Origin of the sequence: Mesorhizobium sp. B2-8-9 (assembly GCF_006439475.1) — a bacterium.
Lineage (GTDB): Bacteria > Pseudomonadota > Alphaproteobacteria > Rhizobiales > Rhizobiaceae > Mesorhizobium.
In genome coordinates, this window is the sequence record NZ_VFTQ01000027.1 from 73,065 (window position 1) to 95,929 (window position 22,865).

General features: G+C 64.6%; 21 protein-coding genes. 17 read left to right on the plus strand and 4 right to left on the minus strand.

Going from position 1 to position 22,865, the window contains the following annotated elements:
• Window positions 1–193: 193 nt before the first annotated feature.
• On the plus strand, window positions 194–1,036 hold the full coding sequence (locus FJ423_RS25970) for an AraC family transcriptional regulator (protein ID WP_140845855.1): 843 nt from the start codon (window positions 194–196) through the stop codon (window positions 1,034–1,036).
• Between the two features lie 40 nt (window positions 1,037–1,076).
• Here the strand turns inward: FJ423_RS25970 and FJ423_RS25975 are convergent, their stop codons facing one another.
• Window positions 1,077–2,240 carry a glycoside hydrolase family 25 protein gene (locus FJ423_RS25975; RefSeq protein WP_140845836.1) on the minus strand — a complete coding sequence of 388 codons (1,164 nt, stop codon included), beginning with the start codon at window positions 2,238–2,240 and terminating at the stop codon, window positions 1,077–1,079.
• 249 nt (window positions 2,241–2,489) lie between these two features.
• Here FJ423_RS25975 and FJ423_RS25980 point away from each other — a divergent pair, with 249 nt between their 5' ends.
• From FJ423_RS25980 to FJ423_RS26015, 8 genes are all read left to right on the plus strand, one after another.
• Window positions 2,490–3,374 carry an AraC family transcriptional regulator gene (locus tag FJ423_RS25980; protein WP_140845837.1) on the plus strand — a complete coding sequence of 295 codons (885 nt, stop codon included), beginning with the start codon at window positions 2,490–2,492 and terminating at the stop codon, window positions 3,372–3,374.
• A gap of 318 nt (window positions 3,375–3,692) precedes the next feature.
• A complete protein-coding gene (locus tag FJ423_RS25985) occupies window positions 3,693–4,775 on the plus strand; it encodes a sugar ABC transporter substrate-binding protein (protein WP_140845838.1) in 1,083 nt (360 codons plus the stop codon).
• Window positions 4,776–4,843: 68 nt separating this feature from the next.
• The gene (locus FJ423_RS25990; protein ID WP_140845839.1) at window positions 4,844–5,680 is read left to right on the plus strand and encodes an ATP-binding cassette domain-containing protein; all 837 of its coding nucleotides are present in this window, start codon (window positions 4,844–4,846) and stop codon (window positions 5,678–5,680) included.
• Window positions 5,677–6,930: a sugar ABC transporter permease gene (locus tag FJ423_RS25995; RefSeq protein ID WP_140845840.1), complete on the plus strand. Its 1,254-nt coding sequence runs from the start codon at window positions 5,677–5,679 to the stop codon at window positions 6,928–6,930. Before FJ423_RS25990 ends, FJ423_RS25995 begins: the two co-directional genes overlap by 4 nt.
• A 24-nt stretch (window positions 6,931–6,954) precedes the next feature.
• On the plus strand, window positions 6,955–7,683 hold the full coding sequence (locus FJ423_RS26000; protein ID WP_140845841.1) for an SDR family oxidoreductase: 729 nt from the start codon (window positions 6,955–6,957) through the stop codon (window positions 7,681–7,683).
• 131 nt (window positions 7,684–7,814) lie between these two features.
• Window positions 7,815–9,422 carry an FGGY-family carbohydrate kinase gene (locus FJ423_RS26005; RefSeq protein ID WP_140845842.1) on the plus strand — a complete coding sequence of 536 codons (1,608 nt, stop codon included), beginning with the start codon at window positions 7,815–7,817 and terminating at the stop codon, window positions 9,420–9,422.
• Between the two features lie 581 nt (window positions 9,423–10,003).
• Window positions 10,004–11,773, plus strand: coding sequence for an acyl-CoA dehydrogenase family protein (locus FJ423_RS26010; protein WP_140845843.1), 1,770 nt, complete (start codon window positions 10,004–10,006; stop codon window positions 11,771–11,773).
• A 20-nt stretch (window positions 11,774–11,793) separates the two neighbouring features.
• Window positions 11,794–12,546: a crotonase/enoyl-CoA hydratase family protein gene (locus FJ423_RS26015; RefSeq protein WP_140845844.1), complete on the plus strand. Its 753-nt coding sequence runs from the start codon at window positions 11,794–11,796 to the stop codon at window positions 12,544–12,546.
• A gap of 21 nt (window positions 12,547–12,567) precedes the next feature.
• Here FJ423_RS26015 and pdxH read toward each other — a convergent pair whose 3' ends face one another.
• A complete protein-coding gene (gene pdxH / locus FJ423_RS26020; RefSeq protein ID WP_224637804.1) occupies window positions 12,568–13,194 on the minus strand; it encodes a pyridoxamine 5'-phosphate oxidase in 627 nt (208 codons plus the stop codon).
• A 28-nt stretch (window positions 13,195–13,222) separates the two neighbouring features.
• Here pdxH and FJ423_RS26025 point away from each other — a divergent pair, with 28 nt between their 5' ends.
• From FJ423_RS26025 to FJ423_RS26040, 4 genes are all read left to right on the plus strand, one after another.
• A complete protein-coding gene (locus FJ423_RS26025) occupies window positions 13,223–13,684 on the plus strand; it encodes an RT0821/Lpp0805 family surface protein (RefSeq protein ID WP_140845845.1) in 462 nt (153 codons plus the stop codon).
• A 116-nt stretch (window positions 13,685–13,800) separates the two neighbouring features.
• Complete coding sequence (locus FJ423_RS26030; protein ID WP_140845846.1) at window positions 13,801–14,727, plus strand: J domain-containing protein; 927 nt, start codon at window positions 13,801–13,803, stop codon at window positions 14,725–14,727.
• 107 nt (window positions 14,728–14,834) lie between these two features.
• Window positions 14,835–15,653 (plus strand): enoyl-ACP reductase FabI, encoded by an 819-nt coding sequence (fabI, locus tag FJ423_RS26035; protein ID WP_095766743.1) that lies wholly within the window; start codon window positions 14,835–14,837, stop codon window positions 15,651–15,653.
• Between the two features lie 106 nt (window positions 15,654–15,759).
• Window positions 15,760–16,347 (plus strand): histidine phosphatase family protein, encoded by a 588-nt coding sequence (locus FJ423_RS26040; protein ID WP_140845847.1) that lies wholly within the window; start codon window positions 15,760–15,762, stop codon window positions 16,345–16,347.
• Between the two features lie 259 nt (window positions 16,348–16,606).
• On the opposite strand, the gene FJ423_RS26045 is transcribed toward FJ423_RS26040, so the two are convergent.
• Complete coding sequence (locus FJ423_RS26045; protein ID WP_041002438.1) at window positions 16,607–16,870, minus strand: DUF1344 domain-containing protein; 264 nt, start codon at window positions 16,868–16,870, stop codon at window positions 16,607–16,609.
• A 207-nt stretch (window positions 16,871–17,077) separates the two neighbouring features.
• On the opposite strand from FJ423_RS26045, the gene aroC reads away from it, so the two are divergent.
• Window positions 17,078–18,193: a chorismate synthase gene (gene aroC, locus FJ423_RS26050; protein WP_140845848.1), complete on the plus strand. Its 1,116-nt coding sequence runs from the start codon at window positions 17,078–17,080 to the stop codon at window positions 18,191–18,193.
• A gap of 98 nt (window positions 18,194–18,291) precedes the next feature.
• The gene (ribB, locus tag FJ423_RS26055; RefSeq protein WP_140845849.1) at window positions 18,292–19,392 is read left to right on the plus strand and encodes a 3,4-dihydroxy-2-butanone-4-phosphate synthase; all 1,101 of its coding nucleotides are present in this window, start codon (window positions 18,292–18,294) and stop codon (window positions 19,390–19,392) included.
• A 334-nt stretch (window positions 19,393–19,726) separates the two neighbouring features.
• Here ribB and FJ423_RS26060 read toward each other — a convergent pair whose 3' ends face one another.
• Window positions 19,727–20,947, minus strand: a complete 1,221-nt coding sequence (locus FJ423_RS26060) for an MFS transporter (RefSeq protein WP_140845850.1) — start codon at window positions 20,945–20,947, stop codon at window positions 19,727–19,729.
• Window positions 20,948–21,067: 120 nt separating this feature from the next.
• Between FJ423_RS26060 and FJ423_RS26065 the strand changes: the two genes are divergently transcribed.
• Together FJ423_RS26065 and FJ423_RS26070 are read left to right on the plus strand one after the other, a co-directional pair.
• Entirely contained in the window at window positions 21,068–21,661 is a 594-nt protein-coding gene (locus tag FJ423_RS26065; protein ID WP_095766748.1) for a TetR/AcrR family transcriptional regulator, read from the plus strand.
• A 131-nt stretch (window positions 21,662–21,792) separates the two neighbouring features.
• Window positions 21,793–22,776, plus strand: a complete 984-nt coding sequence (locus FJ423_RS26070; protein WP_140845851.1) for a hypothetical protein — start codon at window positions 21,793–21,795, stop codon at window positions 22,774–22,776.
• Window positions 22,777–22,865: the final 89 nt, after the last annotated feature.

Here is a 22,865-nt window from a genome sequence, read left to right on the forward strand (position 1 = left end):
GGCCGCGCGCAACAGCGCGCATGCCATTCAAAGCCGGAAATCCGGCTCTTTCTCCTCCCGCCCGCTCCTCGACCGCGGGTCTTTCGCGTTGTTGAGGGCCGGATTATGCGCTTATTCGCCGAGGGGGCCAGAGAAGGATTATGCTTTCGAGGGTAATTTTGTGCTGCGGGACCTGATCGCCAACGGAAAGCTGATGCGGACGATCTCGCTGCCGCGCGGCCGCCAGCGCCTGCACGCCATGCCGACCAGCACCGGCTACGAACTGCGCGAGGACGAGGCATATGACTGGGACGGCAGGAAGCGCGGCCAGACCCCGTTCACCGTGCTCCAGCATACGATCAGCGGCACCGGTCAATTGCGCTACGAGAGCCGCAATTACCGCCTGCAGGCGAACGACACGCTGCTGGTTCTGGTGCCGCACAATCATCGCTACTGGTTGGCCAAAGGCGACCGCTGGGAATATTTCTGGATCTCGATGAACGGCGAGGAGGCGCTACGCATCCACAAGTCCATCCTCAGCGTCTCGGGCCCGGTGCTGCGGCTGCAGCCGGCCACCATCGATCACCTTGCCGATTGCAGCCTGCGGCTGATCAAGGGCGCCGCTTCGCCAGGCGCGGCCTCGGCGATCGCCTATGAGGCGGCAATGGCGCTTTATGACGATGTCTTCGGCTCGCATGCCTTCGCCGAGAAGCAGAGCGCCATGCAGCCCGTCATCGACCACATCAACGCCAATCTCGACAAGCCGTTGCCGGTGGCGGAGCTGGTTGAAATCAGCGGCCTCAGCCGCGCCCATTTCTCACGCTGCTTCGCCGAGAGCGAAGGGCTGCCGCCGGCCGAATTCGTGCTGCAGCAGCGCCTGCAACGCGCGGCGAAACTCCTGACCAAGGCCGATTTCCTGCCGGTCAAGGAAGTCGCGGTGCTGTGCGGCTTCGAGGACGCGAACTACTTCTCCAAGGTCTTTCGCCGCTGTTACGGCATCAATCCGACGCAGTTTCGCACCACCGGCATGTATGCCAGCCTGGGCAGCCATCGCTGATGTCGCTCGGCTCCGGGAAGAAGTCGGCTCTTGGAAGAAGTCAGCGCTTGGCGCTGTCGAGCGCGGTTGAGGCGGTGCTGACCGGATCGGCGGCAGCGGCGAAGGCCGCGTCGATCTGCTCGGGCGTGCGCTGTCCGGAGCGTTTCCAGGCGACATATTGCGCGATGCCGAAGCCGGCGCGCCGAGGCACCGTCTTCACCACCGGCATGCGGAATCCGTCGCGGAATGTCTCCCAGCGCGCGCCGAGCACCGCCACCATCTCCTCGAAGGTCGGCGGCGCCGCCACGTCGGCATAGGTGATCGTCACCTTGCCGGCCAGCGCCATCTCACGCGAAATCGGCACCGGGATCGAGGCGAGGTAGTCGGCCGGCACGTCGAGCAGGCCGCCAAAAGCCCATTGCCGGCGCAATTCGTCGGCGCTCATCGGCGCGACGCTGACGTCGATGTCGTTGGGCGTGCCGGGCACGCGGTAGGGGCAACGGAAGCGGCCGCAATTGGTGTGCGCGGCGAATTGCCAGAGCGCATAGCCCTGCCAGTTGCCCATCGGGAAATGCACGTCGATATCCGGCTTGTAGCGCGCATACCAGAGCGGCAGCCGCGACAGGAGCCGATACTGGTAGCGGTTGTCGGCGATATACTGGGCGGTCTTGCCGTTGACATAGAGCACCGGGAAGCGGCCGAGGCGGCGATGCACCTGGCGCACGAATTCTTCCGCGTCTTCCAGCGACATCCATTGCGTTGGATCGATGCCTTCGATGTCGAGGGCCATCAGCTCGTCGGACGCCGGCTCGGCGAAATCGATGAAATTATTGGCCTGCTCGACCGGATTGCCCGGCCGCGCGAGGTGATAGGCGCCCCATTTCAAGCCAAGCGCCTTGGCCACGACCTTGCGCGTCTGGAACAATTCGCGCGTCACCGCATAGCGCTTCCACTGCGCCTTGCAGAGTTTGACGTCGGCTTCTGCGCCGAAGCAGAAATACGGCGGCGGCAATCCGTCGGATGCTTTGTTGATGAAGCCGGCGATGCGCTTGTCGGTGACGAGCTGCTGCCAGTCGATCGAATTGTATTCGTAGGCGTCGATGACCAGCGGGCGGTCGGCATTCTTCCACGGCTCGGAGAAATCCGAGGCCTTTGCCGCCGTGCCCAGCGCAATCGCTGCCGCGAGAAGCGCCAGGCGGCGAAGAGGGCGCGCCGGCTTTTTCAATCAGGGTGTCCCCACTGACCAGAGAACGATCCTGAACCGCTATGGTTAAGGAAGTGCTTTCAAAACATCGGCTGCTTCGACCTGCTCCGAAACGTCAAAAAAGTATCGGTCGGGTGGACAAGCCGTGGTGGCAGGCGTTTCAATTGCCGCCTAAGCTTCAATCACGGCGGCCAGTGGGAATACACAGGCCTGCCTGACGAAGCGCAGCAACCGGTCCCAAGACCGGACCCGCGCGGGGAGGAAATGAAGATGAATCCGGACCTGGAAGTCGTCCAGATCAGACAGGGAGAGTCGTTCAAGGCCTGGGCCCACGGCTATCCTTTCCGCACCGTGCGCTGGCACTTCCATCCTGAATACGAGCTGCATCTGGTCGTCGCCACCACCGGCCGCTATTTCGTCGGCGACTTCATCGGCGAGTTCGAGCCGGGCAATCTGGTGCTCACCGGGCCCAATTTGCCGCACAACTGGGTCAGCGACGTGCCGCCGGGCGAAACCGTGCCGCTGCGTGGCCGCGTCGTCCAGTTCTCGGAAGAATTCATCGCCGGCGCCTCCGCCGCCTTGCCCGAACTTGGCGCCTGCGCCGGCATCCTCGAAACCAGCCGCCGCGGGGCGCTGTTCTCGCCGGCGACGGCTGAGCTCGTGGCGCCCCTGCTGGCGGAACTGACCGAGGCGCAGGGCGTGCGCCGCCTGTCGCTGTTCATGGCCGTGCTCGACATCTTGAACCGCGCCGGCGACGTCCGCACTTTGGCTAGCGCCGGCTATCTCCCTGATCCCTCCGGGTTCATGTCGGCCGGCATCAATCAGGCGCTCGCCTATATCAACTGCCACCTGACCGAGCCTTTCAGCGAAGGGACGCTTGCCGAGATCGCCGGGCGCAGCCCGAGCGCCTTCTCGCGCAGCTTCCGCCGGCACACCGGAATGGCACTGGTGCAGTATGTCAATCGCCTGCGCATCAACCTTGCCTGTCAGCTGCTGATGAGCGAGGACCAGATGTCGATCACCGAAATCTGCTACGCCGCCGGCTACAACAACATCTCGAATTTCAACCGTCAGTTCCTGGCGCAGAAAGGCATGTCGCCTTCGCGCTTCAGGGCCTTGTTGGCTGAGAATATCAACGCGGAGATAGCCGCCTAACAGGGAGGAAGCGGGAGGAGCCTAGAGCAATTGCGAAGCGGTTGAACGCGGCGAGCTTGCCGTAGCCTCCGTCCGCAATTGGTCAAACAACAAAAGATTCAGGGAAGGAAGGACGCGGGGTGCGGAGCACCCTGTGCTGGAGATCGTTTGTTTCGAATCCAGCACGTTCAGGAGGATGCTTGTAGAGTTTACCGGGATCGGATCGATCCTCGGCCACTGACAATACTCCTCCCAACAGTTCGACATGCAGTCAAGGCCTGGCGCGTGGTCCACCGCGCAGGTCCTCGTGAAACCATTTCTCGAAACGGAGACATTCGAATGACCAGACATGCTTGGAAATCGCCGTTTGCCTTTAAATCGACGATCGCGGCCGTTTTCGCGGTCTCGCTGCTCGGCAGCACCGCGGCCTTCGCCGACACGGTAACCGATGCCACGGTTGCCTTCCTGATGCCCGACCAGGCGTCGACCCGCTACGAGCAGCACGACTATCCCGGCTTCGTCGCCGAGATGAAGAAGCTCTGCCCGGGCTGCAAGGTGATCTACCAGAACGCCGACGCCGATGCTGCGCGCCAGCAGCAGCAGTTCAATTCGGTGATCTCGCAGGGCGCTAAGGCCATCGTGCTCGACCCGGTCGATTCGACCGCCGCCGCCTCGCTGGTCAAGCTCGCCCAGAGCCAGGGCGTCAAGGTGATCGCCTATGACCGGCCCATCCCGACGGCGCCCGCCGATTTCTACGTCTCCTTCAACAATGAAGGCATCGGCAAGGCCATCGCCGACTCGCTGATCGAGCACCTCAAGGCTCTGAAGGTCGACCCGGCCGGCGGCGGCCTGCTGCAGATCAACGGCTCGCCGACCGACGCTGCCGCCGGCCTGATCAAGAAGGGCATCCACGAAGGCCTCGACAACAGCGGCTATCCGATCCTGGCCGAGTTCGACACGCCGGAATGGGCGCCGCCGAAGGCGCAGCAATGGGCGAGCGGCCAGATCACCCGCTTCGGCACCAAGATCCTCGGCGTCGTCGCGGCCAATGACGGCACTGGCGGCGGCGCGATCGCCGCTTTCAAGGCAGCAGGCGTCGATCCGGTTCCGCCGGTGACCGGCAACGACGCGACCATCGCGGCGCTGCAGCTGATCATCGCCGGCGACCAGTACAACACCATCTCCAAGCCGAGCGAGATTGTTGCGGCCGCCGCGGCCAACGTGGCCGTCAAGCTGTTGTCGGGCGAAAAGCCGAAGGCAGAGATGACGCTCTACGACACGCCCTCGCAGCTGTTCACGCCGGCGGTGGTGACGCAGGAGAACCTCAAGGCCGAGATCATCGACAAGAAGATCAACACGGCGGCCGAACTCTGCGTCGATCGCTATGCCGAGGGCTGCAAGAAGCTCGGCATCACGAAGTGATCCATATGGCATCCGGCCGCTCCTTGGCGGCCGGATGTCCAATGAACGACAGTCAAGAAAGGCGGCGCATGAGTGAAAGTCCCGAAAGGTCGGCTTCCGCCGGCGAGCTGGTGCTCAGCCTGCGCGGCATATCGAAGAATTTCGGCGCCGTTTCGGCGCTCACCGATATCGATTTCGATGTCCATGCCGGCGAGGTCGTCGCGCTGGTCGGCGACAACGGTGCCGGCAAGTCGACGCTGGTCAAGATCCTTGCCGGCGTGCATCAGCCGAGCGCGGGAACAATCAATTTCCGCGGCAAGCCGGTCACGCTTCCGGACCCTCGCGCGGCGCTGACGCTCGGCATCGCCACGGTGTTCCAGGACCTCGCGCTTTGCGAAAACCTCGATGTGGTCGCGAACATTTTCCTGGGCAACGAGCTCAGTCCGCTGCGGCTGGACGAGGTGGCGATGGAGATGCGGGCCTGGACGCTGCTCAACGAATTGTCGGCGCGCATCCCGAGCGTGCGCGAGGCGGTCGCCTCGCTGTCCGGCGGCCAGCGCCAGACGGTCGCCATCGCGCGCTCGCTGCTGCTCGAGCCGAAACTCATCCTGCTCGACGAGCCGACCGCGGCGCTTGGCGTCGCCCAGACGGCGGAGGTGCTCAACCTTATCGACCGCGTCCGCGCGCGCGGCCTCGGCGTCGTGATGATCAGCCACAACATGGAAGATGTCCGCGCCGTCGCCGACCGCATCGTGGTGCTGCGGCTGGGGCGCAACAACGGCGTCTTCGAGCCCGACGCCTCGAACCAGGATCTGGTGAGCGCCATCACCGGCGCGTCCAACAACGCGGTGTCGCGCCGCGTCGAGCGCTTGCGCATGGAGCGCGATCACAGCGGCAGCGCACAGGCGGGGGAGCAACGCCCATGACGGCAGAGAAAAGCACCTCCGCCCCGATGGCCCTCGACCGCGCCGATGCGCGAGTGAAGCATGAAGCCGGCTTCGGCGGCGCGCTCCGCGCCTTCCTCGACCGCGTGCGTAGCGGCGATCTCGGCTCCCTGCCGGTCATCGTCGGCCTGGTGGTCATCTGGACCGTATTCACCAGCCTCAACCCGGTCTTCGTTTCCAGCAGCAATTTGGTCAATCTTCTGTTCGACTGCTCGACGGTCGGCGTCATCGCGCTAGGCATCGTCTGCGTGCTGATGGTCGGCGAGATCGACCTCTCCGTCGGCTCGATCAGTGGCTTCGCCTCAGCGATGGTCGGCACGCTCTGGGTCAACCAGGGATGGCCCGTTGCGCTCGCCATCCTGGCGGCGCTCGCCTTCGGCGCCCTGATCGGCTCGCTCTATGCCCTGCTGTTCAACCGTCTGGGCATGCCGAGCTTCGTTTCGACGCTGGCCGGCTTGCTCGCGGTGCTGGGCATGCAGCTCTACATTCTCGGCTCCACCGGTTCGATCAACCTGCCATACGGCTCCGCTTTGGTGGATTTCGGCCAGCTGATGGTGATGCCGAAATGGGTATCGTACACGCTGGCAGCGATCCCGGGCCTGGCGCTGCTGATCTCCGGGCTTCGCACCTTCGCGCGCCGCCGGGCGGCCAACCTGTCGGCACCGTCCGTGACCGGGCTCATCGTGCGCGTCGCCGTCATTACCGTCGGCCTCGAGCTGATCGTCGCCTATCTCAACCAGTCGCGCGGCATCCCGTGGATGTTCGGCCTCTTCGTCGGCCTCGTCGTGGCGATGAACTATGCGCTGACCCGGACCAAATGGGGGCGCTCGATGACCGCCGTCGGCGGCAACCGCGAGGCAGCACGGCGCGCCGGCATCAAGGTGCGCGCCATCTATCTCAGCGCCTTCGCGCTCTGCTCGTTCTTTGCCGCGCTGGGCGGCGTGCTGGCGGCCGCCAGGCTCGCTTCCGCCAGCCAGCAGGCCGGCACCGGCGACGTCAACCTGAACGCCATCGCGGCCGCGGTCATCGGCGGCACCAGCCTGTTCGGCGGCCGCGGCAGCGCCTATTCCGCGCTGCTCGGCATCATCGTCATCCAGTCGATCGCCAGCGGGCTGACGCTGCTCGATCTATCCTCGTCGCTTCGCTACATGATCACCGGTGCCGTTCTGGCCATCGCCGTGATCGTCGACTCCCTCGCGCGCCGCTCCCGTGCTTCGCACGGCCGCGCCTGAACAGTTCAAACGAGAAGGGTACACATGGCTCAAGATCTTTCGGGAAAAGTCGCCGCGGTCACCGGCGCGGCGTCGGGCATCGGTCTCGAATGCGCCAGGGCGATGCTCGCCGCCGGCGCCCGCGTCGTGCTGGTCGACCGCGCGGAGGACAGGCTGAAGGAGGTGGTCGCCGACCTCGGCGACGGCGCGATCCCGCTGGTGGTCGACCTCACCAACCCGGCAAGCCTGGCGACCATGATGCCCGGCATCCTCGAAAAGGCCGGCCAGCTCGACATCTTCCACGCCAATGCCGGCTCCTATGTGGGCGGCGAGATCCTCAACGGCGATCCGGATGCCTGGGACCGCATGCTGAACCTCAACATCAACTCGGTGTTCCGCTCGGTGCACGCAGTGCTGCCGCATATGGTCGAACGCAAGACCGGCGACATCATCGTCACCAGCTCTATCGCGGGTCTCGTCCCCGTCGTCTGGGAGCCGGTCTACACGGCCTCCAAGCACGCCATCCAGGCCTTCGTCCATACGCTGCGCCGGCAGGTCGCCAAGCACGGCCTTCGCGTCGGCGCAGTCGCGCCGGGGCCGGTGGTGACCGCGCTGATCAGCGATTGGCCGAAGCAGAAGCTCGAAGACGAGCTGGCGGCCGGTGGCCTGATGCAGCCCACCGAAGTCGCCGACGCCGTCCTGTTCATGCTGACGCGACCGAGAAACATCACCATTCGGGATCTGGTGATCCTGCCGCAGAGCAACGATTTGTAGGCAGTAGCAATTAGGCAGTAGGGAATAGGGAAAGAGGCGGTTGCCTCCGGCCGTCCAACACGGATCATCTCCTACTGCCTACTGCCTACTGCCTACTGCCTACTGCCTACTGCCCTACCTTTGAGGTTCTCATGCCTTCCCACTTTCTCGGCATCGATGTCGGTACCGGCAGCGCGCGCGCCGGCGTTTTTGACGAGCGCGGCGAGCTGCTCGCTTCCGCCAAGCGCGACATCGCGCTCTTCGTCGAGCCCGGCGAGATCGCCGAGCAGTCGAGCCGGGACATCTGGCAGGCGGTGTGCGCCAGCGTGCGCGACGCGGTCGGCAAATCGGGCGTCGGTCCCGGGGAAATCGGCGGCATCGGCTTCGACGCTACCTGTTCCCTCGTGGTGGTCGGCGATGATGGCGAGGCTTTGCCGGTCGGTCGCTCGGGAGATAGCGACAGGAACATCATCGTCTGGATGGACCACCGCGCCCTCGACCAGACTAGGCGCATCAACGCCCTCCGGCACCCGGTCCTCGACTATGTCGGCGGCGTCATTTCGCCCGAGATGGAGACGCCGAAGCTTTTGTGGCTCAAGGAGAACCTGCCGGCGACCTTTGCCCAAGCGCGGCATTTCTTCGACCTGGCCGATTACCTGACCTGGCGCGCCACCGGCAGCCTTGCCCGCTCGGTCTGCACGCTCGCCTGCAAATGGACCTATCTCGGCCACGAACGGCGCTGGGACGAAAGCTATTTCCATGCCGTGGGGCTCGGCGAGCTTGCCGACGAGGATTTTGCCCGCATCGGCACCGACGTGGTCGATCCCGGCACGGCGCTGGGCGCCGGCCTGACGGAAGCGGCGGCCGCTGAACTGGGACTGGTCGCGGGCACGGTTGTCGCTGCCGGGCTGATCGACGCCCATGCCGGCGGCGTCGGCACCGTGGGGGCTGCGGGCGAAGCCGGCACCATCGCCTCGCGCATGGCCTATGTGCTCGGCACCTCTGCCTGCACCATGGCAAGCAGCGAAGGCCCGGCCTTCGTTCCGGGAGTCTGGGGGCCGTATTATTCAGCCATGGTGCCAGGGCTTTGGCTGAGCGAAGGCGGCCAGTCGGCGGCCGGCGCGGCCATCGATCTGCTGGTGCATTTCCACCCGGCCGAAACCGAGGCTTCTGCGCGCGCCGCTACGGAAGGCAAATCGCTGGTCGATTGGCTCGCCGCGGCCGCCACGGCGGGTTCGCCCGACTTATCGGCCGCGGCCACGCTCGCGGGAAGCATCCATGTCGTTCCCGAATTCCTCGGCAATCGCTCGCCCTTGGCCGATCCGGACGCGCGCGGCCTGATTGCCGGGCTTGGCACGGACCGTTCCGTCGAAAATCTCGTCGGCCTCTACGTGGCCGGGCTTTGCGGCCTCGGCTACGGCGTGCGCCAGATCGTGGCGGCGATGGCGTCATCCGGTCTTGCCGTCGACACCATCGTCATCAGCGGCGGCGCCGGGCAGTCGCCGCTGGTGCGCCAGCTGCTTGCCGACGCCGCCGGCTTGGCGATCGCCGCGTCGCAATCGCCCGAACCGGTGCTGCTGGGCGCTGCGATGCTCGGAGCTGTCGCGGCCGGCCGGTATGCGGACCTTTCAAGCGCCATGCCTGCCATGTCCCGGCTTGGCGATGTTTTCACCCCGGCGACCGGTGAAATGCGGGCTTGGCACGACAAACGTTACGAAGCCTTCCTGGCGCTGCAGGCGGTGGGACGCAGCATACGTTGAGAGACCGTTTTGTTTCTGCGCGATTTCGGACGCTTGGACCAAGCGCGAAGGTTCGCTTGCCCCAACGAAGCAATCGCAGACTCCGGAGATCAGCGCAGCGTCCGAGCTTCGTCATCCACGGGCGGAGCGGGAGCGCAGCGGACGCGTAGACCCGAGGATCCATTCCGTGACCTTGGCCGTGGGATGCAGCGGAGTAGAATTCTGCACCGTAGAAGCGCCTCAAAGTAACGGAATGGATCTATGGTCTGCGCGCGTCGCTTCGCTCCTTGCTCCGCCATAGAATGACGAAATCGCGAAGGCCACGGCCAATCTCAACGTTGCAATTACCATTCAAAATTCTACGCCGAATTACATCCGGCTGGTAATCCAGGAAAAGTGGACGCGGTTTTCCGGTTGTCAGGCCCATCCTCGGCTCTGCGCGTTCGCGGTGCTCCCGCTCCGCCCGTGGATGACGAAGTCCAAACAAAATCCGCGTGACAAAAGTTGACGTTTACGTAAAAAGAAGGCGTGAGGCCGGCCCAAAGGTGGATGGCTTCGCTTCGGCCATGCGCCTACGCTCGGCCGGAATGGGAGGAGCAGACATGTATCGCGCGCCGGTCGAGGACATCGCCTTCACGCTGAAGCAGGTGGCGGGGCTGAAGCCGGCGCTTGACGCCGGCATTTTTGGCGATCTCGGCGAGGACCTTGTCGACGCGATCCTGGCCGAGGCGGGCCGCTTCGCCAGCGAGGAAGTGGCCCCCCTCTACAAGATCGGCGACGAGCAAGGCGCTGTGCTGAAGGACGCCGCCGTCACCACGCCGCCCGGCTGGAAGGAGCTCTACCGGCGCTGGATCGAGGGTGGCTGGAACGCGCTGTCCGGTCCGGAAGAATTCGGCGGCCAAGGCCTGCCGACCATGCTCGGCGTCGCCGCGCTCGAAATGTGGAACTCCGCCGCCATGGCCTTCGGTATTGGTCCGACGCTAACCATGGGCGCGGTCGAGGCGCTCGACAAACACGCATCGGAGGAACTCAAGGCCAAATACCTGGCAAAACTCGTCTCCGGCGAGTGGATGGGGACGATGAACCTGACCGAGCCGCAGGCGGGCTCGGACCTCGCGGCCTTGCGCAGCCGCGCCGAGCCGGTCGGCGACGGCACCTACCGCATCTTCGGGCAGAAGATATTCATCACATATGGCGAGCACGATTTCACCGACAACATCGTGCATCTGGTGCTGGCCAGGCTGCCCGACGCGCCGGCCGGCACGCGCGGCATCTCGCTGTTTTTGGTGCCGAAGTTTTTCGTCAATGACGACGGTTCGCTCGGCGCCCGCAACGACGTCTTCTGTTCGGGCCTCGAGCACAAGCTCGGCATCCATGCCTCGCCGACCTGCACCATGATCTACGGCGACGGTTTTCGAGGCTCCGCACCCGGCGCCATCGGGTGGCTGATCGGCGAGGAGAACAAGGGTCTGGCCTGCATGTTCACCATGATGAACATCGCCCGCCTTGCCGTCGGCATGCAGGGCGTGGCCGTGGCTGAGGCCGCCACCCAGAAGGCGATCGCCTATGCCAACGAGCGCCGCCAAGGCAAGGCTTTCGCTTATACGGGCGCTGGCATGGCGCCGATCGTCCATCACCCCGATGTACAGCGCAACCTGCTCACCATGAAGGCGCTGACCCAGATCGCCCGCTCGATCAGCTATTCCTGCGCCCACGCCATCGACCGCGCGCGCGTCGGCGAGGGTGAGGCCGCCGCCAATTGGCGCGACCGCGCCAACCTGTTGACGCCGCTCGCTAAAGCCTTCTCGACCGATGTCGGCGTCGAGGTCGCCTCGATCGGCGTCCAGGTGCATGGCGGCATGGGCTTCATTGAGGAGACAGGTGCCGCAGCGCTCTATCGCGACGCGCGCATCGCGCCGATCTATGAAGGCACCAACGGCATCCAGGCGATCGATCTTGTGGCGCGAAAGCTGCCGCTCGGCGGTGGCGAGCATGTGCATTCCTATATCGGCGAATTGAAAGCTGTGGCCGATGCGGTGCGCACCTCCAACATTGACGGTTTCGGCCGCACCGCCGACAATCTCGACCATGCGCTGGCCGATCTCGACGAGGCGACGCGGTTCCTGCAGAAGCTCATGGCCGACGGCAAGACCGACGCCGCGATGGCCGGCGCCACGCCCTATCTGCGCCTGATCTCGCTCGCTGCCGGCGGCGCCTATCTGGCGCAAGGCGGGCTGGCCGACCGCAGCCGCGTCGCGCTTTGCCGCTTCTTTGCAGAAAACCTGCTCGGTGAGACGCGCGCGCTCAAGGAGCGTGTCGTCGACGGCGCCGAGAGCCTCGCCGCCGCCGGCAAGCAACTGATTTCCGCTTGACGTTCACAAGGAAAAAGATCGTGACAGACCACATCCTCGTCGAGCGCCAGGGCGCCGTGCAGATCATCCGCATCAACCGCCCGGACAAGAAGAACGCGCTGACGCGCGCCATGTATGCGAAGATGTCGGCGGCGCTCGCCGAAGGCGACGCCGATCCGGCGGTCCGCGTCCATGTCTTCCTCGGCGTTCCGGGCGCCTTTTCCGCCGGCAATGACCTAGCCGATTTCCTGGTCATCGCCACCGGCGGCGAGGGCGGCAACGAGGTCTGGGATTTCCTGATGGCGCTGGCCAAGGCCGAAAAGCCGATGGTGTCGGGCGTCGACGGCATCGCCGTCGGCATCGGCACCACGCTCAACCTGCATTGCGACCTGACCTTCGCCACGCCGCGCACGCTGTTCCGCACGCCCTTCGTCGATCTCGGCCTGGTGCCTGAAGCCGGCTCCAGTCTGATCGCGCCGCGGCTGCTTGGCCGGCAGGGCGCCTTCGCGTTGCTCGGCCTGGGCGAAGGCTTTTCGGCCGAGCGCGCCAAGGCCGCGGGTATGATCTACGATGTCGTCGCGGAAGACTCCCTCGAAAGCGCCGTGTTGGCGGCCGCCGCCGACATCGCGGCCAAGCCGCCAGAGGCGCTGAAGATCGCGCGCGACCTGATGCGCGCGCCTCGCGAGGAATTGATCGCCCGCATCGAGGTCGAAAGCGAGCATTTCCGCGAGCGGCTCAAGTCGGATGAGGCGCGCGGGGCGCTCACCGCCTTCATGACGCGCAAGAAGGGCTGAGCCCTTCGCCTGCGGCACCGTTCAAGGATAAAGCCGCGTCTTGTCCCAGCCGGCGGCGTTGCGCGAGAAAAGGATGCGGTCGTGCAGGCGGAACGGCCTGTCCTGCCAGAACTCGATCGTCTGCGGCAGGATGCGGAAACCCGACCAATGTTTCGGTCGCGGGATCTCGCCGATGGCGTAGCGCGCCGTGTATTCGGCTACCGCCTTTTCCAGCGCGAACCGGCTTTCCAGCGGCCGCGACTGTTTCGAGGCCCAGGCGCCGATGCGGCTGCCGCGCGGGCGTGTCGCGTAATAGGCGTCGGCCTCGGCGTCGCTGACGATCTCCACCGGCCCGCGTATCCGCACCTGGCGGCGCAGCGATTTCCAGTGGAAGCACATCGCCGCCTTCATGCTGCCAAGAATCTCGCGGCCCTTGGCGCTCTCGAAATTCGTGTAGAAGACAAATCCCTTTTCGTCGAACCCCTTGAGCAGCACCATTCTCACATCCGGCATGCCGTCGGCGTCGACGGTTGCCAGCGCTACGCCGTTGGGATCGTTGGGCTCGCTTTTGGTGGCGTCCTCCAGCCATGCGGCAAAGAGCCTGAACGGCTCCGCGGCCTCGGTGAAGTCACTGCTTGTTAACTCAGTTTCGTTCATAGTTTTCCGAATTTTTACCGTTGCGGGAGGAGTTGGCCGATTGTCGCGTATCGCGCAAGCTTTTGACAGCAGGCAATGGGGCGTTATCGCTTCTGCCAGCGTCAAGGCTGTGGTCGTGACGTTGGCGCTATCGCTTGCCGGCTGCGGTGCCGGCGGCTTCAGCCTCGAAAAGGCCGACGTCGACCGCTCGATCATCACCTCCAGCGCGCCGTCGTCGCTGGCTGCCCCGGCGGCTGATAAGGACTCCGACCAGACCACCATCGGCAATGCCGTTTCTTCCGCCGACGTGAAGGAGCTCGGCGGCCAAGCGGTGCCATGGGCCAATGCCGGGACCGGGTCCCGCGGCGCGATCACCGAACTGGTGGAACTGAAGGATGGCGGCCTGACCTGCCGCCGCTTCAGCGCCACGCGCGAGAGCTTCGACGGTGTCGCCCTCTACAAGGGCGAGCTGTGCCTAGCCGAGGCCGGCGGCTGGCGCATGCAGGAATTCAAGGCGCTCTGATTGTCCGGCACTCTGATTTTCGGGCGCCAATTGCCCTTGCGCCACTGGAATTTCTTCCTATGCGAGCGCATATAGGAGGCGACCCATAAATCCATTCTCTCATGCAGGCAGGAAGCATGCGCGACCCCTACGAGGTGCTGGGCGTTGCCAAGAACGCATCGGCCAAGGACATAAAATCGGCTTACCGCAAGCTCGCCAAAAAGTATCATCCGGACCAGAATCCGAATGATCCGAAGGCGAAGGACCGTTTTGCCGCCGCCAACCAGGCTTACGAGATCGTCGGCGATGAGAAGACGCGCGCCGCCTACGATCGCGGCGAGATCGACGCCGACGGCAAGCCTAAATTCCAGGGCTTTGAAGGTGCGGCCGGCGGCGATCCGTTCGCCGGATTCCGCCGTCAGCAGGGCCCCGGCGGCGCGCATTTCGAATTTCGCAGCGGGCGCCCGGGCGGCGATCCGTTCGACGGCAACAGCGACATCTTCAGCCAGATTTTTGGCGATGCCTTCTCCGGCGCCCGCGGCGCCGGCCGGGCCGACCGCCGTCAGCCGGTCCAGGCCGCGGACCTCAACGTCACCATGGATATCAGCGTCGAGGAGGCAGCCACCGCCGACAAGGTGACGGCGATGTTCCCCGACGGCCGCAAGGTGGCGGTCAAGCTGCCGGCCTATGTCGAGGATGGCCAGACGATCCGCTTGAAGGGCCAGGGCGAGCAGGGTCCAGGCCAGCCTGGCGATGCGCTGGTCAAGATCCACATCCGCCGCCATTCGCGCTACCGCATCGAAGGCCGCGACCTGCATGTCGATCTTCCCGTCGATCTGTCCGATGCGGTGCTCGGCGCCAAAGTGGCGGTCGAGACGCCGACCGGCAAGCTCGCGGTCAACGTGCCCGCATGGTCGAGCTCGGACAAGGTGCTGCGCCTCAAGGGCAGGGGCCTGCCGGAAAAGGCAGGCGGCCATGGCGATCTCTATGCCCATGTGCGGCTGATGCTGCCGGAGGGCGGTGATGCCGAACTCGAGGCCCTGATGCGCCGCAGGAAAGGTTGATTGAGGGAATTTTGTTCCTGTTGCAGTGTCTTTTGAGCGCTTGAAGGGGCTTTGTGCCTGTGCGATAGGCTCTCCACAAAGCAGATATTCTTGCGGAGAGCTTGCACATGGCGGGTGGACAGGGCCTGATGGCCGGTAAGCGGGGCCTGATCCTGGGCGTCGCCAACAATCGGTCGATCGCTTTCGGCATCGCCAAGGCCTGCGTCGATCACGGCGCCGAAATCGCTCTGACCTATCAGGGCGAGGCCTTCAGGAAGCGCGTCGAGCCGCTCGCGGCCGAACTCAACGCGCATGTCGCAGGCCATTGCGACGTCACCGACCCGGAAAGTCTCGACGCGGTCTTCGCCGACATCGCCAAGCACTGGGGCAAGCTCGACTTCCTCGTCCACGCCATCGCCTTTTCCGACAAGGACGAGCTCACCGGCCGTTATGTCGAGACGACGCGCGACAATTTCCTGCGGACCATGGACATTTCGGTCTATTCCTTCACCACCATCGCCAAGCGCGCCGAGCCGCTGATGACCGATGGCGGCTCGCTTTTGACGCTGACCTATTACGGCGCCGAGAAGGTGATGCCACATTACAACGTCATGGGCGTCGCCAAGGCGGCGCTCGAGGCCAGCGTACGCTATCTCGCGGTCGATCTCGGGGCCAAGAAGATCCGCGTCAACGCGATCTCCGCCGGTCCGATCAAGACGCTGGCCGCCTCCGGCATCGGCGATTTCCGCTACATCCTGAAGTGGAACGAGTACAATTCGCCGCTGAAGCAGACGGTCACCCAGGAAGAGGTCGGTGATTCCGGCGTCTATTTCCTGTCGGACCTGTCGCGCGGCGTGACCGGCGAGGTTCATCATGTCGATTCCGGCTACCATGTCGTCGGCATGAAGGCGGTCGACGCGCCGGATATCTCGACCGTCAAGGACTGATCCTCTCCGCTTATCCAGCGTCCAAGCAACTTCCAGGAAAAGTGCGAAGCGGTTTTCCGTCCGGAATTGCTTGAAAAGCAAAAAGCGCCCGACCTTGGAAGACCTGATGTATCCGCTCGTCTACATCGCGCGTCACGGCCAGACCGAGTGGAATGCCGAGCGCCGCCTGCAGGGCCAGGCCGATACCGATATCAACGAACTTGGCCGCGAGCAGGCGACGCAAAACGGCCGACGGTTGGCGGAACTCATCGGAAATCCTGCGGATTTCGATTTTGTCGCCAGCCCGATGCGGCGCACGCGCGAGACGATGGAGCTGATGCGCGCTGCGATGGGGCTCGATCCTTCCGCCTACCGCACCGATCCACGCCTGGTGGAGCTAAGCTTCGGCGACTGGCAGGGTTTCACCTTTGCCGAACTCGAAAAGCGTGTCCCGGGTTCGACCAAAAGTCGCCGCGCAGCGAAGTGGGATTTCCAGCCGCCGGGCGAGGGCGCGGAAAGCTACGAAATGCTGCTCGAGCGGATAAAGCCGTGGCTGGACGCGCTACGCCGGCCGACGGTCTGCGTCACCCATGGCGGCGTCATGCGCTGCTTCTTCCGCTTGGTCACTGGCATTTCCAAGGAGGAGGCCGCCAGCCTCGATGTCCCGCAGGACCGCCTGCTCCGGCTGGAGGGCCGCAGCCTGGAGTGGCTTTGAAGGCACTCCGCTTCGTCATTCTAGGGCGAAGCAGGAGCGAAGCTCCGTCGCGGAGACGCTAGGCGCGGCCTGGCGAATTCAGGTCAGGCCGAGTCGAAAATGGTGGGTTCCGAGAACCGGCCTACGCCGGCCGTAGCCTTCATAGCGCGGAGACCCTCATGAGAGCTTCGGCCGGCGAAGGCCGGAGCGGAGCGTACTTTTCATACGTGAGCACCGGAAGCGCAGGAAGCCGCCATTTGCAGGCCGGCCTCACCTGAATTCAGTTCTGGTCGCTGTCGGGCAACTGCATGTCCGTCACGACATTCTCGCCATTGGTCACGTCATAGGCGATGACGATGTCCATGCCGGGCTTCAGCGAGTCGATGTCGGTCTCGGCGTTGAGCTTGTAGGCCTTGCCGTCGTCGAGCGTCAGCGTCAGCGTGTCCTTGTCGACCTTCTTGATCAGGCCTTCGGTCTGGCCGGCGAACGCGGCGGCGGTGGAAATCAGCAACATGGCGCAGGCCGCGCCAATCAGGGTACGCATCGTCGTCCTCTTTAGGTCATTGCGCCGGCTTGTCAGCGGCGGGTCCTCAACGGCGGATGGGAAGAGAGCAGAAACCAACCGAATGTGTCAAAACTAAATCCGCCACATCACAGTTTGATGCACACCCGATCAGCGTTTGACCACTGTGGAAAACGCCAATAGAAGGCAGCCTTAACCGGGTTCCCTCACCGGGCAGGGCGTATCCTCATGTCGCACAACACATTCGGCCACCTCTTTCGAGTCACCACCTGGGGTGAAAGCCATGGCGCCGCGCTCGGCTGCGTTGTCGACGGCTGCCCGCCCGGCATCCGCTTCAAGCGCGAGGATATCCAGGCCGAGCTCGACCGCCGGCGGCCCGGACAGTCGCGCTTCGTCACCCAACGCCGCGAGCCGGACGAGGTCAAGATCCTGTCCGGCTTCATCCTCGACGAGGACGGCGAGACGATGATCACCACTGGCACGCCGGTGTCGATGCTGATCGAGAATGTCGACCAGCGCTCCAAGGACTATGGCGAGATCGCCCGCCAGTATCGGCCAGGCCATGCCGACTACACCTACGACGTCAAATACGGCCTGCGCGATCACCGCGGCGGCGGCCGCTCCTCGGCGCGTGAGACGGCAGCGCGGGTCGCGGCGGGCGCCCTGGCGCGCAGGATAGTGCCCGGCATGGTGGTGCGCGGCGCGCTGGTCTCGATGGGCGAAAAGTCCATCGACCGCGCCAACTGGAACTGGAATTTCGTCGGCGACGCCGAGAACCCGTTCTTCACTCCGGATCCGGCCTCGGTCCCGGTCTTCACCGCCTATCTCGACGGCATCCGCAAGGCTGGCTCTTCGGTCGGCGCGGTGATCGAGATCGTCGCCGACGGCGTGCCGCCCGGCCTCGGCGCGCCGATCTACGCCAAGCTCGACCAGGACATCGCCTCCGGCCTGATGTCGATCAACGCCGTCAAGGGCGTCGAGATCGGCAATGGTTTCGAGGCGGCCCGCATCACCGGCGAACAGAACGCCGATGAGATGCGCATGGGCAATGACGGCAAGCCGGTGTTCCTGTCCAACAATGCCGGCGGCATACTGGGCGGCATCTCGACCGGCCAGGCGATCGTCGCCCGCTTCGCCGTCAAGCCGACCTCGTCGATCCTGACCCCGCGCCAGTCGATCGACAAGGATGGCAAGGATGTCGAGGTGATGACCAAGGGCCGCCACGACCCGTGCGTCGGCATCCGCGCCGTGCCGATCGGCGAGGCCATGGTTGCCTGCGCGATCGCAGATCATTATCTGCGGCACAGAGGACAGACAGGGAAGGGAGTAGGCAGTAGGGATTAGGCAGTAGACCGCCCGACACAGCCATTTTCTTTCTTCTACTGCCTACTGCCTACTGCCTACTGCCTACTGCCTAATTCCTGCGAGCGAAGCGAGCGCCGATGCCTTACGACCAGAAGAAGATCGTCGAAGCGATCCGTGCCTTCGAGCGCGGCGAGATCGTCGTCGTCATGGACGATGACGGGCGCGAGAACGAGGGTGACCTGATCGTCGCCGCCGTCCACTGCACGCCGGAGAAGATGGCCTTCATCGTGCGCAACACCTCCGGCATCGTCTGCACGCCGATGCTGCGCGAGGACGCGAGGCGGCTGAACCTCGCGCCGATGGTGGCGGACAATGATTCCGCGCACACCACTGCCTTCACGGTCAGCATCGATTTCAAGCACGGCACGACAACAGGCATTTCCGCCGACGACCGCACGCTCACCGTGCGCAACCTTGCCAATGGCAATGTCGGCCCGTCGGATTTCGTGCGTCCCGGCCACATCTTCCCGCTGATCGCGCGCGAAGGCGGCGTCTTGATGCGCTCCGGCCATACGGAGGCCGCGGTCGATCTCTGCAAGCTCGCCGGTCTGCCGCCGGTCGGCGTCATCTCTGAACTGGTCAATGACGACGGCACGGTCAAGCGCGGGCCGCAAGTGCAGGCCTTTGCCGAGGAACATGGGCTGAAGCAGGTCTCGGTCGCCGACCTCATCGCCTATCGCCAGCGCAAGGAGACGCTGGTCGAACGCGTCGCCTGCTCCGACATCGACACGCCCGGCGGCAAGGCCCAGGCCTTCACCTACACGCTGCCCTGGGATTCCATGCACCATCTCGCGGTCGTCTTCGGCGACATCCGCGATGGCGAGGAGGTGCCGGTACGGCTGCATTCGGAAGATGTCGTCACCGACGTCTTCGGCACCAGCCACCGGCTCGACGGCATCATGAGGGCGATGGGCGAGCGCAGGCGCGGCGTCATCGTCTATCTGCGTGAAGGCTCGGTCGGTGTCGCCCATCAGGAGCGTAAGCGGCCCGCGAGCGGCGAGCGCGAGGACCACGAAGAAGCCCTCCGCCGCGAGAACGAATGGCGCGAGATCGGCCTTGGCGCCCAGATTCTCAGGGACCTGGGCATCTCCTCGATCAACCTGATCGCCTCGCGCGAGCGCCACTATGTCGGTCTTGAAGGATTTGGCATCCATATCGCCAAAACGGAGATTCTGTAGTCCGTCGAAGGACCTGACGCGCCAGAGGTCCTAGCGGCAGTCTGATTGATGGAGCCTCCGCGACGCAGGCGATTGGCGGAAGCCTCCGCGACGTCGTCATCCACGGGCGGAGCAAGGAGCGAAGCGACGCGCGCAGACCCGAGGATCCATTCCGTGACCTCGAAGCGCCGCGACGGTGCAGAATTCTGCTCCGCTGCGCTCTATGATCAAGGTCACGGAATGGATCCTCGGGTCTGCGCTCCGCTTCGCGTCGCTCCGCCCGTGGATGACGAAGTCGCGAGGGTCTCGGCCAATTCCGAACGCTGGCGAAACGAGTGCTGGACGCTTCGTTCGATCACTCCGCCGGAACCACCGCCTCGCCGCTGTCCACATCGCAATCGTCCGTCGCCAACCGGCATTGACCGGCGAGCACGGTGACGAGCGCGATGGCGCCGGCCGCGACCGAAACCCAAAACCCGTTCTGCGGACCGAAAGTGTCGACCATCCAGCCGGCGGCGAAGGAACCCAGCGCCATGCCGATGCCGATGCCGGTCGTCACCCAGGTGACGCCTTCGGTGAGCATCGCCGGCGGCACGTGGCGCTCGATCAGGCCGAAGGCGGTGATGAAGGTCGGCGAGATCGCGACGCCGCTGACGAACACCGCCAGCGCCAGCGTCGGCACCGTGTCAACGAAGAGGAGCGGCAAGGTGGTGAGCGCGATCACGGTGACTGCAAGGGCCAATTGCCGCTGCAGCGGCACCTTGAGGCTGAGCGCGCCGACGATGATGCCCAGCACGAAGGATCCCAGTGCATAGACGCCGATGACGAGGCTCGCCGCCTCAGGCTGGCCAAGCTCCTTGGTCATCGCCACCGTCGTCACTTCCGTCGTGGCGAAGGTCGCGCCGACGAATATCAGTGCGAAGGTGATGATCTGCACCGGCCGCAGGCGGATCGCCGAGCCGGCCGCGCCATGTTCGGCCGGGCGGACCGGCGGCTCGGACGAGCGCTGCAGCAGGAATGCCGCCGAGCCGAGCGCAAGCAGCAATGTGCTGACCACCATGCCGGCTTCCGGGAACAGCGCGGCGCTCAAGCCCACCGACAGCGAGGCGCCGGCGACATAGACCAGTTCGTCGGCGGCCGATTCGAAGGCGAACGCCGTGTTGAGCTCCGGCCGGTCGCGGAAGATCTCGGTCCAGCGCGCCCGGACCAGCGCCGGGATGCTGGGCATGGCGGCGGCAAGTAGCGCCGAGCTGAACAACGTCCAGATAGGCCAGTGCTGGTTGGCCGCGACGATCAATGTCGCGAAGGAAAGCACCGAGACGAGCGTCATGGGTGCTGCGATCGCCGTCTGGCCACGTCGGTCCACCAGCCGCGACACTTGCGGCGACAGGAAAGCATTGACCAGCGCATAGGTCGCCGAGACGGCGCCGGCCAGCCAGTATTCGCCATGTGTCTGCGACAGCATCGCCACGATGCCGATCGGGGCCATGGCGATCGGCAAGCGCGCGATGAAAGCCGCCGCGGCAAAGCCTTTCGTGCCGGGAGCCCGAAAGATGTCCGAATAAGGGTTTCGCATGATCCTGCTCCTCGACAACGGCGCATACTAAAATTACATACGCTGCGTATGACTGTGAGATAGTTCATACGCCACGTATGTCAATTGGCATACGAGGCGTATGTGAGTAGGGCCAGAACCATGCACAGACCGCGCAAGGAGATGATCGCCGAGACGCGCGCCAAGCTGATCGCGGCCGCTCGCCATGCTTTCGGCACGATCGGCTATGCCGAGGCCTCGATGGACGATTTCACCGCGTCGGCCGGCCTCACGCGCGGCGCGCTCTACCATCATTTCGGCGACAAGAAGGGACTGCTGCAGGCGGTGATCGCGGAGATCGACGGCGAAATGGCTGTGCGGGTGAACGAGGTGGCTTCGAAAGCGCCGACCCGCTGGCAGCATTTCGTCGACGAATGCACCACCTATATCGAGATGGCGCTCGAGCCGGAAATCCAGCGCATCATGTTCCGCGATGGCCCGGCGGTGCTCGGCGATCCGGCGCAGTGGCCGAATGCCAGCGCCTGCACCGCCTCGATGACCAACCATCTGACCAGGCTGCAGGAAGAGGGCGAGGTCGTTCCGGAGCTTGATCCCGAGACGACCTCACGGCTGATCAATGGCGCCAGCAGCCAGGCCGCGCAGCGCATCGCCAATTCGACGGACCCCGAGGCGACCTCGAAAAAAGCGATCACGGCCTTCAAGCAGTTGCTCGAAGGCTTGCGCAAGAAGCCTTGACGGCACGCTCGGGTAATCAAGCCACCGGCTTATGCACCGGTTTCGGGCCGGCGCAACCCTGCCGCGATTGACAATCGCCGGGGCGAGCGCATCCTCCACCGCCAACTCTGAAGGTGAGGGGAGTCGGGGCCATGTGGGACTTCAGCATCGCCAGATCCGTGTCGATCATGATGCGGACATGGCCGTTCATCGTCTTTCGCATGATCGTCTATTTTGGCATCACGGTCGCCTACATCATGGCGACCGGTACGGGCGCCAGCGTCGGCTACGGCGTCGGCCACATCTCCACCGATCCCGACGGCCCGATGTCCTTCGCGCTGTGGGGTGGCGTGGTCGGCTTCGGCGTCGTCTCGATCGCCGTCTACTGGATACGCGAATACATCCTCTATGTGTTGAAAGCGGGCCATATCGCCGTCATGGTGCATCTGATCGACGGCCAAGATGTCCCCGACGGCCAGGGCCAGATCGCCTACGCGAAGGAAGTGGTCACCCAGCGTTTTGCCGAGGCCAACATCCTTTTCGTCGTCGACCAGCTGGTCAAGGGCGCCATCCGCGCCATCACCGGCCTGATCGGCGGCATCGCCGCCTTCCTGCCCATTCCGGGCCTGAGCGGCATCGTCAGCTTCATCAACACGGTGATCCGCGTGTCGCTGACCTATGTCGACGAAATCATCCTCGGCTACAATATCCGCATCAATTCGAGCTCGCCTTTCGAGACGGCAAGGCAAGGCGTCGTGCTCTACGCGCAGAACGGCAAGCACATGGTCAAGAACGCCGTCTGGTTGGCGGCGATCATGTGGGGCGTGTCCTTCGTCATCTTCCTGTTGATGCTGGCGCCCGCGGCGGCCATTCTGTGGGTCATGCCGGGCCAGCTTGCCGGCTGGGCCTTCGTGCTGGCCATCGTCTTCGCCTGGGCCTTCAAGGCAGCCTTCATCGAGCCCTTCGCCATCGCCTCGCTGATGCAGGTCTATTTCGAAGCCATCGAAGGCCAGGCGCCCAATCCCGAATGGGACCGCCGGCTCGCCGAGACCTCGTCCAAATTCAGGGAACTGCGCGACAAGGCGCTGGGCTCTTTCGGCGGCGGCTCGCGCTGGGATACGCCGAGGGCCGCCTGATCATGGCTTTGATGCGCTGCCGAGCTTTGCGATTGCCGATTTAAGCGGCGCCTCGCCGGCGCCGCGAAACGTCTCGCTCATGACCAGTT